12 protein-coding genes are annotated in these 13406 nt (G+C 55.3%); 4 read left to right on the forward strand and 8 right to left on the reverse strand.

Features of this window, described 5'->3' with window-relative positions; genetic code table 11:
• Nucleotides 1-194 precede the first annotated feature (194 nt).
• Together prs and polA are read right to left on the reverse strand one after the other, a co-directional pair.
• The gene (prs, locus tag Q1A48_RS01495) at nt 195-1163 is read right to left on the reverse strand and encodes a ribose-phosphate diphosphokinase (protein ID WP_299940201.1); all 969 of its coding nucleotides are present in this window, start codon (nt 1161-1163) and stop codon (nt 195-197) included.
• A gap of 728 nt (nt 1164-1891) precedes the next feature.
• Nucleotides 1892-4630, reverse strand: coding sequence for a DNA polymerase I (polA, locus tag Q1A48_RS01500; RefSeq protein ID WP_299940203.1), 2739 nt, complete (start codon nt 4628-4630; stop codon nt 1892-1894).
• Between the two features lie 283 nt (nt 4631-4913).
• Between polA and Q1A48_RS01505 the strand changes: the two genes are divergently transcribed.
• Complete coding sequence (locus Q1A48_RS01505; RefSeq protein WP_299940206.1) at nt 4914-5219, forward strand: hypothetical protein; 306 nt, start codon at nt 4914-4916, stop codon at nt 5217-5219.
• 88 nt (nt 5220-5307) lie between these two features.
• Here the strand turns inward: Q1A48_RS01505 and Q1A48_RS01510 are convergent, their stop codons facing one another.
• The gene (locus Q1A48_RS01510; RefSeq protein ID WP_299940209.1) at nt 5308-6093 is read right to left on the reverse strand and encodes a zinc ABC transporter substrate-binding protein; all 786 of its coding nucleotides are present in this window, start codon (nt 6091-6093) and stop codon (nt 5308-5310) included.
• A gap of 215 nt (nt 6094-6308) precedes the next feature.
• On the opposite strand from Q1A48_RS01510, the gene Q1A48_RS01515 reads away from it, so the two are divergent.
• Nucleotides 6309-7136: an ATP-binding cassette domain-containing protein gene (locus tag Q1A48_RS01515; protein WP_299940212.1), complete on the forward strand. Its 828-nt coding sequence runs from the start codon at nt 6309-6311 to the stop codon at nt 7134-7136.
• A gap of 6 nt (nt 7137-7142) precedes the next feature.
• Nucleotides 7143-7952: an iron chelate uptake ABC transporter family permease subunit gene (locus Q1A48_RS01520; protein ID WP_299940215.1), complete on the forward strand. Its 810-nt coding sequence runs from the start codon at nt 7143-7145 to the stop codon at nt 7950-7952.
• Between the two features lie 161 nt (nt 7953-8113).
• Here the strand turns inward: Q1A48_RS01520 and Q1A48_RS01525 are convergent, their stop codons facing one another.
• Complete coding sequence (locus tag Q1A48_RS01525) at nt 8114-8281, reverse strand: hypothetical protein (protein ID WP_299940218.1); 168 nt, start codon at nt 8279-8281, stop codon at nt 8114-8116.
• Here Q1A48_RS01525 and Q1A48_RS01530 point away from each other — a divergent pair.
• The gene (locus tag Q1A48_RS01530) at nt 8268-10883 is read left to right on the forward strand and encodes a TonB-dependent receptor (RefSeq protein WP_299940221.1); all 2616 of its coding nucleotides are present in this window, start codon (nt 8268-8270) and stop codon (nt 10881-10883) included. The two genes, Q1A48_RS01525 and Q1A48_RS01530, sit on opposite strands and share 14 nt — an antisense overlap.
• A gap of 285 nt (nt 10884-11168) precedes the next feature.
• Here Q1A48_RS01530 and Q1A48_RS01535 read toward each other — a convergent pair whose 3' ends face one another.
• The 4 genes from Q1A48_RS01535 to Q1A48_RS01550 all read right to left on the reverse strand — a co-directional run bounded on the left by Q1A48_RS01535 (nt 11169) and on the right by Q1A48_RS01550 (nt 13404).
• Entirely contained in the window at nt 11169-11348 is a 180-nt protein-coding gene (locus Q1A48_RS01535) for a hypothetical protein (protein WP_299940223.1), read from the reverse strand.
• 13 nt (nt 11349-11361) lie between these two features.
• The gene (locus tag Q1A48_RS01540) at nt 11362-11538 is read right to left on the reverse strand and encodes a hypothetical protein (protein WP_299940225.1); all 177 of its coding nucleotides are present in this window, start codon (nt 11536-11538) and stop codon (nt 11362-11364) included.
• A gap of 602 nt (nt 11539-12140) precedes the next feature.
• Nucleotides 12141-12821 carry a phosphoadenosine phosphosulfate reductase family protein gene (locus Q1A48_RS01545; protein WP_299940228.1) on the reverse strand — a complete coding sequence of 227 codons (681 nt, stop codon included), beginning with the start codon at nt 12819-12821 and terminating at the stop codon, nt 12141-12143.
• 139 nt (nt 12822-12960) lie between these two features.
• On the reverse strand, nt 12961-13404 hold the full coding sequence (locus Q1A48_RS01550) for a GNAT family N-acetyltransferase (protein ID WP_299940231.1): 444 nt from the start codon (nt 13402-13404) through the stop codon (nt 12961-12963).
• Nucleotides 13405-13406 lie beyond the last annotated feature (2 nt).

Here is a 13406-nt window from a genome sequence, read left to right on the forward strand (position 1 = left end):
AGAAAAAAACCCCGGAGTTGGGGATAATCCGGGGTGAAAAAGCTGAACGCTTTGGGGTTAGGGAGTAACAATGATCTGGTCGTTTGGATACGCCTGAAGATTCTTTTGTTCCCAGGGTTTGAGTAAATAAATGTAAACGATGGATTTTTTCCAATAACCGGGGCCTGTAGCCGGCATTCACGGGGAAAGGCCCTTCAAATCGTCAATTCACATACCGGGCCGTTGTCGTGAAGGCGGCGGATTCCCTCTGCCAGAAGGGGCGCACAATCGAGCAGTTCGCACTTGCTCGGCAAGTCTGTCTGGGGTAGGGAGTTGGTCAGGGCAACGACCTCCACTGGAAGGCGCGACACCAGGGCCCTGGCATCTCCACTGAACTGGCCGTGACTAGTGAGTGCGATGATACGCGCAGCCCCCGCAGCCTCAGCGGCCAGCGTCGCCCGGCAGAGGGTTGCACTGCTGGCAATCAGGTCATCCACAATCAGCACTACCGCTCCTTTAACGTCACCAATCAAGGTGCCACCGCTGATCTGCTCGCCACTGCGATATTTCTCTACAAAAACTCTACCGATCGCTCTTTGCAATCGCTCACCCAGTGCCCGGCGCAACCTCTCCGCGCGCTTGATGCCACCCTCGTCCGGGGACAACACTACCAGTGGCCGCTGCTCACCAGCCAGCCGCCCTGCGGCAAATGCCACCAGGAGAGGCCGGGCGAGCAAATGGACGGTGCGACAGCGGAACGCATTCTCAAAGGCGGACAGGTTGTGGGCGTCCATCGTCATTACCGTGTGGGTACCTGCTGCCTCCAGAAAGCTGGCCAAATACCGCATCGGTAAGGGGTCATGCAACTTTGTGCGCCGATCTTTACGCCCATAACACAGATAGGGCATCACGGAAGTAATACGCGACGCTCCAGCATCCTTGAGGGCACCGATAAAAAACAGGCTGCGCAACAGTTTTTCATCGAGACTGCTACATGTATCGGCATACAGAGACTGCACAAGAAACACATCGGCCCCCTCCACGTCATCCAGGGGGCGTACTTTGTGTTCACCATCGACAAAACTGTATTCCTCGTGCCGGGAAATGGGCTCTCCCAGGGCAGCGGCTACACGTCCACAAAAATCGGCGCCAATATCCAAGCTAAAAAGTTTCAATCGGCTCATCGCCAACCTGCCAAAAACCGTCGGATAGTCAGGCCGACTCTATCAATCATGCAACTGGCTCCTCAGGCTGGTGAATGGCACGGGGAATACCGGGCGATTGTTGCTCGTTCAGCCTATGCATCCGTACCAAAGTCTCTTTATTGATAAACCCGGCAATCCAATGGAGGTTCCATCATCCATTGATCGGCGCCCTTGAATGACTTACTCAACTTGGCGGGGCCTGCACCGATATTCGCCAGGCAAACAAAACCCAAATATTCTCTTTTTTCACAACACGTAAAACCGCAGGTTAGTGGAAGCTGGGTACAGGCACCTGAAAATGCCCCCGCGGGAATTGGGTCTCCGCAGTGCTCAGACTAGTCCAGTTAACGCCCGGCGGGTCTGCCGGTCGGGCCTGCGTTATGCAATAGAAGAAAAAAGCTGCAAAAGGACGCCCGACGAGCAAAATTCAACTTGAGGGGACAAAAAAATGCCCCGGACTTGGGGGAGTTCCGGGGCAAACATCTGACTTCCTTGGGGGATGATGACGCATTCCAACAATCTTGCCATTTTAGAGAGGCTGTCGCCGGAACAGTTCCACGGATTTCGCTAAAGATTGTAAAAATGGCAGTAAAAACACAAATATTGGCGCGCCTTTCACCAATCAGGCATCGACGGAAACCACTTGTTTACATCGGCACTGCCTTGAACGTCCCTGTAGGCGTAAAAAACCTCTAACGGCCGGGGCTTCAATGCGCCTGGTCCCAGTCCTTGCCGCGCCCCAGATCGACGATCAGCGGTACACGCAATTGCGCGGCGCCCTGCATCAATTCCGTCACAGCAGTTGCAACAGTCTCTATTTCCGGCTCGGGGACCTCCAGCACCAGTTCGTCATGCACCTGCAGGATCAGCTTGCTGTTCAGGTTTTGCCCTGTCAGCCTGGTGTCCACTGCAATCATGGCGCGCTTGATAATATCTGCGGCCGAGCCCTGCATGGGCGCATTGATCGCAGTGCGCTCGGCGGCCTGGCGCTGCATGGCATTGCGAGAGTGGATCTGCGGCAGGTACAGGCGGCGGCCAAACAGGGTTTCCACATAGCCCTTTTCCGCAGCCTGTTTACGGGTGTTTTCCATATAGCGCAGAACCCCCGGATAGCGCTCGAAGTAACGGTTTATATAAGTCTGTGCATCTGCGCGGGGAATGCCCAGTTGCCTGGCCAAACCGTAGGCCGACATACCGTAAATCAGGCCGAAGTTGATGGCCTTGGCGCGGCGGCGCTGCTCGTCGCTGACCTCATCCAAAGCCACTTCAAACACTTCTGCGGCAGTGGCCCGGTGGATATCTGCGCCGCGCTCAAAGGCATTCACCAGCCCTTTATCTGCAGACAGGTGCGCCATAATGCGCAACTCGATTTGTGAATAGTCCGCAGCGATGATCTCACTGCCACCATTGAACCGCGGATCCGCGGTGAAGGCCCGGCGGATTCGGCGGCCCTCCTCGGTTCGAATCGGGATATTCTGCAGGTTGGGATCGCTGGAAGAGAGGCGTCCAGTGGCCGTCACCGCCTGGTGGTAGGAAGTGTGCACACGGCCACTGACAGGATCAATCATTTTCGGCAGCTTGTCGGTATAGGTGTTTTTCAGCTTGGCCAAGCCCCGGTACTGCATGATCAGCGCCGGTAACTCGTGATTGTGGGCCAGCTCCTGCAACACCGCTTCCGCTGTGGAAGGCGCCCCCTTGGGGGTTTTCTTGATCACCGGGATTTGTAACTTTTCAAAAAGAATCGCTCCCAGCTGCTTGGTGGAACTCAGATTGAATTCCTCTCCTGCCACCGCGTAGGCCTGCTGCTCCAGCTCACGCATCTCCTGTTCCAGTTCGGCACTCTGTCCCGCGAGCATTTTTGCGTCTATGTAGGCACCGTTGCGCTCCATGCGTACAAGCACCGGCAACAGGGGCATCTCAATTTCATCGAGGACCTTTACCAGAGAGGGCTCCCGCGCCAGCCGATCGCTCAATGCCCGGTGCAGGCGCAGGGTGATATCGGCATCCTCCGCCGCGTAGGGGCCGGCTTTGTCCAGCGCTATTTGATTAAAGGTCAGCTGCTTGGCGCCCTTGCCGGCAATATCCTCAAAATGCACCGTGTGCTCTCCCAGGTATTTGAGCGCGAGGCTGTCCATATCGTGACGGCTGGCGGTGCTGTCGAGCACATAGGATTCCAGCATGGTATCCCGCGCAATACCGCGCAGCCCAATGCCATAGTTTGCCAGGATATGGCTGTCGTATTTTAAGTTCTGCCCCACTTTCCTTTGCTTCTCGTCTTCCAGAAGCGGCTTTAGCTTCTGCAGTACCTGTTCAAATGGCAGCTGCTCAGGTGTGCCCATATAATCGTGGGCCAGCGGCACGTAGGCGGCGCGGTAGGGCTCAACCGCAAAGGACACCCCCACCAGCTTGGCCTGCATATAGTTGAGGCTGGTGGTCTCCGTATCGAAGGCAAAGATTTCTGACTTTTTGAGCTGCTGCAGCCAGGCATCCAGCTCGGCCATTGCTGTCACGACCACATAGTCCCGTTCCACCGCCTCGGCCATGGCCTCCTCGACCTTGTCGCTGGTCAGCTCTTCCAGCCAGGTGCGAAACTCGTTTTGTTCGAATAACTCGATCAACTTCCCGGTATTCGGTGCCGAGTTGTGCAGATTCTGGGGGTGGTAGGGCATTTCCACGTCGGTTTTGATGGTGGCGAGCCTGTAAGAGAGCTGTGCCGCCGCGCGATGTTCGGCCAATTTACTGCCGAGGGTCTTGGCACCGCGAAAGCCCAAAGTGGCAATGGCACCCAGATCGGCGTAAATCTCTTTAAGGCCGCCAAGGTTCTGCAATAACGCCAACGCCGTCTTTTCCCCGACGCCCGGCACGCCGGGAATGTTGTCGGATTTATCCCCCATCAAAGCGAGGAAATCGATAATCAGCTCCGGCCCTATGCCAAACTTTTTTACCACACCTTCTCTGTCCATCTCAGTATTGGACATGGTGTTGACCAGGCTAATCCCTTGACGCACCAGTTGCGCCATATCCTTGTCGCCAGTGGAAATAATCACCTCCTGGCCGCTGCGCTGTGCCTCCAATGCCAGAGTGCCGATCACATCGTCTGCCTCAACCCCATCCACTACCAGACGAGGCAGGCCCATAGCGTCGACAATGTCGTGTATCGGCTGAATCTGCTCGCGCAGGTCATCTGGCATCGGCGGGCGGTGGGACTTGTACTCAGCAAACATCTCGTCGCGGAAGGTTTTGCCCTTGGCATCAAAGACCACTACCACAGTACTGTCGACGTGCTCCTTCAAGTGGCGGCGCAACATGCTGATGACGCCGCGAACTGCACCGGTGGGTTTTCCCTGGCTGGTGGTCAGCGGCGGCAGGGCATGGTAGGCGCGATACAGGTATGAGGAACCGTCCACCAAAATCAGTGGGACGGCATCGGGGCTTTGTTTGCTCATAAGTCAAGGGGTCTGTTGTTGGGCTTTATTTGCACCCACAGGAGGCGGGCTGGCCAATAGGATAACGCCCTTCACGCAGATTTTCCGCTCAACCTGCACATAACAACTATTGGCGCACCAACCGCATCAGAACCACACACTGGGCTAGTCTTCTCGATAGCGACTTTCACCGCTCGCTAACTCCCCCGGGAACCAAATGCGCCCAGGCTGCCATCAGGCGGCACAGGCACTTTTATTCCCATGAAAATAGGACCCAACAGATGATGAAGGAAGGAATCCAACCATGAGAGGAGTGATCGGCACCGCTCTATTAATGATCACCTGCATACAAGCTTCGGCAGGCGCTGTTTTGGCCGGTGAAGCTGAGGAGGCTCGGGACAGGCACTCGGACACAGAGGGACTTCCCTCAAAACACACCACCGCATCAAATCATGAGTTGATGCTCAAGGAGGCCCGGCAGGCACAGGAAAAGCGGCTGTTTCAACGCCAGATGCGTCAACTGGAAAAACTGCGTCAGCAGGCCAGACGGGATGCCGACCGCGCAAAAAAATTACAACAATTAAAGAGCAGTGCCAATCCCCCCGACTGAGCGGACCATACCAACACAGCGCTTCGCCCAGCGTCAACACCGCTGGGCGCCCTCTCCCATCAAAAATCCAAAACCAACCGAATTGTATTCAATTCCGGGAGCCGCGGGTGGACGCGTCGGGAATCCGGCTCAGACACCCGCGGGCCTGGGCCAGCAGGGATTCAATCAGATCCCGGTAGCTGGCATCCGGGCCCAACTGCGCACCGAGGGAGTCCAGGGTCCCATAGTGCAGGCCCAGGTGCCTGGCCAGCTGTCTGTCGCGCGCGTTTTCCGGGACATCGCCAAACAGACAGCCCTCCCCCGCACCAGAGAGATCAAGCATGGCTCTGGCACCGTACCCCCTATCGCTGCCGTAGGCCAGCGCGCGTGTCTCTATCCCGGCGGAACCAAAGAAATGCCCGTAGGCGTCGTGGGTCACCACTATAGGCACGTTACGATAGCCCCATAGGGCGCGATCCAGTACTTTCTGCAGGTTGGCCATGGAGCGCGAGAAATCCCGCGCGCGACGCCGATACAACTCGGCGCTTTGCGGCCGCAGCTGTGCCAGACGCTCGGCAATTTGCGCCGCCGCAATGGCCGCGTTGCGCGGGCGCAGCCACAGGTGCATGTCCGCAGCGCTGGCGCCCTGATATTCAAAAGTACTATTGGTCAACAGCTGCAACTGCCTCTCGGCGGGTAGAGATGCCATCTGCCCGGCCATAACACCCTCCATCTGCGGGCCCAGCCACACGATCAATAATGCCCGCTCCAGAGCTGCCCGTTCAGGGATACTGGGTGCATAGTGGTGTGGATCCCTTCCCTCGATCAATATCCGAATGGGTATCTCACCCTTGGTAATCTCCTGTGCGATCAAAGCCAGCGGGCGCACGCTCACCACCAGCTCCCCCCCAGGGGAAGGTTTCGGATCACCACAGGCCAGGAGGCAAAAACCGAACAGGGCCAAAACGGATAAAGGGAAAATACGCGTAGAGGGAAACATGGAAGATAAATGGCAACGCAAAACTGCGATATAATCACAACCGGCTTTAAGCCGCCAGCCCGATTGGCCAACTCCCAACCCAACGGGCTCGCAGCAACGCCGGAACACCCATGCCTCTTGCCCATGCCAGCCCCGGAGATTTCACCCTGAGCCCTTCTGAGTCGCTCATTACTGCCGACAATGTCTCTCTGCAGCTCGCCGGTCGGCAACTGCTAAAGGACATTACTTTAGAGTTGAGACAGGACGACATAGTCACCCTTATCGGCCCCAACGGTGCCGGCAAAACCACGCTGCTGCGACTGCTGCTGGGCCTGTCCAGGCCCAGCAGCGGCATCATCTGGCGTAAACCGGGGCTGCGTATCGGCTATATGCCCCAGCGACTGCACATTGACAGCGCCATGCCTATGTCGGTCGAACGCTTTTTATTATTGGGTCAGCGGCACTTGAAGCCTTCCCAGGCGCAGGCCGCACTGGACAGAGTCGGGGCCGGGCAGCTAAAAAATACCAGCCTGTCCAACCTCTCCGGCGGAGAAATGCAGAGAGTGCTGCTGGCCCGTGCGGCATCCCGCAAACCACACCTACTGGTTCTGGATGAGCCCACCCAGGGTGTGGATGTGGGTGGCCAGGGTGAATTGTACCAGTTGATCGCCACGCTTCGGGACGAACTCGGTTGTGGCGTTCTGCTGGTTTCCCACGATCTGCGCCTGGTCATGGCGGCCACGGACCGGGTACTGTGTCTCAATCAACATATCTGTTGTCACGGCCTCCCGGAACAGGTCAGCCGGGACCCGGCCTATCTGGAGCTGTTCGGCGACAAGGTGGCCCCATACACCCATCAGCACAACCACCAACATCACCTCAGCGGCGATATCGCGAATGCAGCCGATTGCCCACGCGAGTACTTCGACCCAACACCTGCAGCCAAAGACAAAGAGTGAACATCAGTGATTGAGCCCGGCGAATTACTGCACAGCCAATTCCTATGGTACGCCCTGGGCGCCGGTCTGCTGGTCGCTTTGGTCAGCGGCCCTTTGGGGTGTTTCGCCGTTTGGCGACGCATGGCCTACTTTGGCGATACCCTGGCGCACTCCGCCCTGCTCGGCATCACCCTGGGTTATGTTTTGCATATTCTGCCGATACTGGCGATAGGCGGTACCTGTTGCCTGCTGGCAATACTGCTCGTGTACCTGCAGCGCCGCCAGAAACTCGCCGTGGACACCCTGCTTGGGATTCTTTCCCACTCAATGCTCGCCCTAGGCATCGTCACCATAGGCCTGTTCGGGATTAAAGCGGATTTACTCTCACTTTTGCTCGGCGATCTGCTCGCAGTCAATGGCCAGGACCTGCTGCTGATGTCTGCCACTGCGGTGGGGATTCTTTTGCTGCTCTGTTTTCTCTGGGAGAAACTTCTGGCCTTTACTCTGCACGAGGAGCTCGCTTCTGTTGAGGGGATACCCGTAGAGCGGGTGCGCCTGGCACTGATGTTGATGCTGGCACTACTGATCGCCATCGCCATGAAGGTCGTGGGTGTATTGCTGATTACCGCGCTGTTGATCATTCCCGCAGCGGCTGCGCATAAGCTCTCCCGTACACCGGAGTTCATGGCCATGATGGCATCGCTGATCGGATGCCTCGCCGTCGTACTCGGTCTGCTGGCCTCGATTCTGTGGAATACCCCTGCAGGTCCCGCCATCGTGCTGGCGGCCGCGCTACTCTTCCTGATCTGTCAGTTGTGGCCAACCGGAACCAGATAGCCACTGGGTACCCTTTTACAATGCCTCTGGCAAGGTACTAAGACCCCCATGGTGTATTTAATTGCCGCCCTAGAAAGGCGCTGCGCAAACCGGTCTGGCGTTCCCCAGGGTTCAAGTGCTTAGGGTAAACCGCTACTGCTGCAGTTTGGCGCGTTGATTCTCTAAATAATGGGATTTATATCACCCATTTCTTCAATAAACCGCTGCTCGGCCGACAGCCAATTGTTTCGGTATTCCGCCATTGCTAGTGTTGCCCGACGACCAGCCATTTTGGGCCAGTCACGGATAATGACGACAAAAGGAAGAGCAAGGATCATGGAAAATTTCACTCCCCGCCGCACCTTACTGGCCAGCGCCATCCTCGCCGCTGCTGCTGCCGCAACAACACCACAAACCCTCCTCGCCGCCGAGGAAGGCGCCATCGAAGAGATCACTGTTGTAGGGTCGCGCATCAACCGCAACAGCGAATTTGAGAATGCCACACCGGTGCAGGTTTTGGATCGCGAATCCATCGAAAAATCCGGTTACACCAATTTGCAACAGCTATTCGAAAAGAACCCGGCCGCCGGTAACGGCACCTTTTCCACCCGCGGCAACAATCAGGATTCCACCGCCAATGGCGCCGCCGCTGTGAGCCTGCGCGGTATGGGCTCGGACGCCACCCTGGTATTGGTCAATGGTCGGCGTGTGGCTATCAGCGCCTTTGCCGAGGGCATCACCACCAACTTTGTCGATATCAACAGTATTCCTCTGGCCGCTGTCGAGCGGGTGGAAGTCCTGAAGGACGGCGCCTCCGCCATTTATGGGTCCGATGCGGTGGCCGGTGTGGTCAATCTGGTGCTGCGCAAGGATTTCGAAGGCGCGGAGATCTCCATGGATTACGGCGGTGCCGACGGTTATGACGAGCAGTCCCTCTCCGCAGTCTGGGGCATCAACGGCGAAGACTCCAACCTCACAGTGATCCTTGACCACCATAAAAACAGCCGCCTGGCCAGTACCGAGCGCAGCGGCCTGGGCACAGCTAATCAGTCCGGCCGGGGTGGAGAGGACTTCCGCTCGTCGCGGGGCTACCCAGGCAGTTTTACACTACCCAGCGGGGTGACGGTCCCCGACCCGAACTGTCCGGAAGAGCGCGATACCGGAACGGTCTGTGTCTACGACTACGGCCCCTGGACTCTGATTACCCCGGAGGCGGAGCGCACTGGCCTGTTGGTGCTCGGCCACACAGATCTGACCGAGAATATTGAATTCTTCAGCGAAATTGCTGTGCAACACAATACCTCTGTGGCCCAGGGCGCCCCTACCCCGCTGGACGGAGATGCTGAACTCTACGTGGACGCAGATCATCCCAACAACCCCTTCGGTGAACGTGTGAATATCTTCCGCTATCGCACCGTGGATGCAGGCGCACGCCAGTGGGATATAGAAACCGATAACCTGCGCGGTGTCTTCGGGCTGCGCGGCGGTATTGCCGATTGGAACTGGGAAGCCTCGGTACAACGCTCCCGCAGCGAGTCCACACAGACCGGCAATCGCTCCCAAGGCTGGGTTCGCACGGATCTGCTGCAGGAGGAAATCAATGCGGGGCACTACAACCCCTTCGGTGGCGTACAGAATCCGGACGCTGTGATTGACGCCATTACCACCAGCCTGGTGCGCCAGGGAAAATCCGAGCTTACCAGTTATGACCTCACCATCAATGGCGATCTGCTCGATACCACCAGCGGTATGATCGCAATGGCGACGGGGCTTGAGTACCGCGAGGAAAAAGCTTCCGATAACCCCGATGACCAGTTCCAGCGCGGCCTGATCTTTGGCACCGAATCCGTATCCGCCAAGGCCAGCCGGGATATCACTTCCGCTTTTATTGAATTCGCCATTCCCCTCCCCGCCAATTTCGACCTGACCCTGGCTGGTCGCTATGACGACTACAGTGACTTTGGCAGCACGACCAACCCCATGGCCAACTTGTTGTGGACCGTCAATGACAGACTGTCCCTGCGTGCTTCCTGGGGCACCGGATTCCGGGCCCCCTCCCTGGCACAAATAGGACTTGGCGAATCCCAGGAATCTCTGTTTTTCGTAGATACCTATGGCTGCGAGATCAATGAAACCTACTGTAATCAAACAGACTATACGATTGTATTTTCTGGCAACCCGAATTTAGATGCGGAAAAATCTGAGTCTTATAACTTTGGCATTGTGCTCGAGCCTCTAGAGGACATGCAATTGTCTCTCGACTACTGGGGTATTACCCAAGAGGATAAGATTGATAAGGTTTTTGGCCACCTATATAGCCAACACTGTAATGATCAAGAAAGTAGCATTTGTCGAAGGGACACTCCTCTTGGCGAGGATACGCTTGGAAACTTGCAGTCTATTACCGGTGAGATAATTAATGTTGGCGAGCAATCTGCGTCAGGTATTGATCTTACCTTTGTTTATTTTGGCATTCCTTTAACGGGAGGAAGCTTGGGTCTTCGGTTGGACTATACCTATCTCAATGAATTCGAACGGGTTGAACAACTTTCTACCAGTTCTGCATTGAATAGTAGAAATCTAGCGGGAGAGTATGAATATCCTGAGCATCGATGGTCAGCAAGTGCCGACTGGAACTTTGACAATTTTGAATTCAGGATGGGGCTTAACTATATAGGAGAGTTTGAAGATACTCCAGATATAGATTTTGACGGCACTTTAGATTACGACACCAATACTTCCCGCACTGTGGACTCATTCCTGACCACAAACCTACAGGCGCGGTACACCGGTTTTACGAATATGATCCTGAGCTTGGGCGCAGATAATGTTTTCGACGAAGCGCCTCCCTTTGCGATTGGTGATGGCGATGCCGATCTGTATGGCTATGTACAATCCCAGCATGATCCGCGCGGCCGTTTTATCTATGGAAAAATGACTTACACGTTTTAATATGGAGTGAACGGTCCTTAAAAAGGGTGGCGCTTTGCCGCCCTTATTTACGGCTGCACATTGATCCATGCGGAGGGTTTTTGCCACAACCTCCGCCCCAGGCTTTGCGCATTTATCTGCGTGTTCCACGCCACTTAGGAACGCCCGCTTTCATTTCCCTGTCTGCTCCAGGTTGAACAGGTTCCGAGCCCGCCCTGTGAAATTCATACACCGTCATAATGATACCAACCAACATACAAATAAATACACTGGCTGCGATCACAAGAATGTATAAGTCAGACACTGTCAGTCCCTACGCGCGATTAATGCCGATACCTTAAAGTAGATGCCAAAAGCCAGTATGCTCGGCACCCAAAGCGCAGTAAAAATCCCCTGCGCCTTATATCCACTAAACCACAAATAACCAGACAGGATAAAAGATATGGCAACCGCCAACAAAATAAAAACATCCGAAAGCTTGAACACAGGTATCTCCCAGTTAATCGTCATCATAATCCCAGAAGCCAACAGCCGCGATCAGCAAACCGAAAATTGTGATTGCCGCAGGAATACGCAGCCCCGATATCCCAAAAACCTCTTGAAGTGACGGAACAATGCCCATAGCACCGAACATCCCCCAAAGCAGGAACGGCACAGCGATCACCAGACCAAGCACTCCGGTAGTGCATCGCGCTCTTCTGGAGCGACAAAAGCTATCGAAAAGATTCCTCAAGAGGGGTTCCGGTGCTGCCATACTTCATGGGATTGATAGTTAACGACAGGATAGCCCACCCTGAAACAAATACGACAGACACTACAGAAAATACTAACTCTTCAGAGTACTGGCATAAACTTCATTGTCTGCCCAGACAGGCACAAAGCTATCACCTCAAATAACCGCCTTATTGTGCGTGGGTTAACCATTGCACCGGCTTCCCCCTTCCCAAAAAAGCAAGTGCCTTTCTCTGTGTGAGAGGCCACAACCGGACCGGGGGCATAGTCAATGACTACATTGATGTCCCCAATTCCCGTATATAACGATTTCAGGGTTTTGACAAATGCCGATACCCTTTCACTATTATTGTTTAGGTTTTTCTGTATGAAATGACCCTATTCTCACCGAGGTTAAGACTGGCTCGGGTAATCCTTTTGGCATTGGTATATTCACAATTTTACCGGGTTGTCATTGTCGGGTGACAGCGAATTAACAAATCCGGTCCGTACAGGAAACAGCTGCACACCCGCAGGGCGTTTATACTCCGCTGGGCTGGTGCACCGTTACTTTTCCAGTAGCAAACCACATTCCCGGTGCTCTTCCCCCTTGGTGGGGTCGAAGTACACATCGTTATCCGGCAGCCCGTTGTCGGAGACATATTCTTCCACATCCATTTCCCTTAAGTGGAACATCGGCGCCACGCGGATGGTGTCGTGATTGCCCTGGGTGAATATATCCAGATTTTTGCGATGTGCGTTCTGGTCGTGGCGGATACCGTTCAGCCAGACGTCCGGTTTCAGCTCCCCCATGGCGCGGTTGAACGGCTCCAGTTTTACCGTGCGTGAAAAAAAGTCGTGCTCGGGAGTATCCAGCGGAGGAATACCACCATGCACGGCGTTGTAGTGGGCTGCTGACATCTTTGAGGAATAAGTGCGCAGATTCAGATTAAACCTACTTACCACAGCTTCTATATGGCGGTAGGTCTCCGGCGTATTGTAGCCGTGGTCTACCCAGATGACCGGGATATCCGGTTTTGCTCTGGTTACCAAGTGCAAAAAAGCCACTGCCAGCGGGCGAAAATTGGTGAAGACCACCGGGTTTAACGCATGCTCCATGGTAAATCGCATGATCTCACTGGGCTTTTCCCCGGCGAAATTACGGTTCAACGCCCCCAAATCGGCACCGTGGTGAAAGAATCGGTCAGATACAGAATGCAGGGGGTTGGCAGAAGCGTTGCGTCCCATAAAAATCAATGCACAGGAAAACTAGGATGGAAGGCATGCTACCCAGTTCATTACCTATATAGAAACAATAAAAAGGATTGAAGTAATAATTTTCGGTTATAAGCAATGCCCCACCCCCATACGGGCAGGGTCCACCTGATTATGCCGGCAGTGAACTACAGCGCATCAGAATCAGCGGTTGTCCGTACTCAACACAATGGCGGCGCCCGGTTTCCACAAAGCCGTACTTCTGCAGGAAATAACGTGTGCGCAAGTTCTCCCTGAGCACCCGGGTTTGCAGTTGAGGTTTTCCGTGCCCGGCGGCAGCCACCAGGCTCGCGCCAATACCGCAACCGGCAAACAGGGGGCTGACACACAGGTGGGCAAGCCGGTCTTGATCCAGAAGGGTGACAAAGGCTTCGGCGACCGCGGGGTGACGGCCCGTAAACACCAGGCACAATCCGGCGCGCCGGCAGTCACGGCGAAACTGGTGCACTCGCTCCAGCCAAAAGCCACGGGGCAGGGAAGGGTGTGAGCTGACCGCAGCATGCAGCCACAGCTGTTCCAGCCTGTCCAGCTCTTTGGACTCTGCCTTTCTAATCACAG

It is taken from the genome of uncultured Microbulbifer sp. (assembly GCF_947489355.1).
Classification (GTDB): domain Bacteria; phylum Pseudomonadota; class Gammaproteobacteria; order Pseudomonadales; family Cellvibrionaceae; genus Microbulbifer.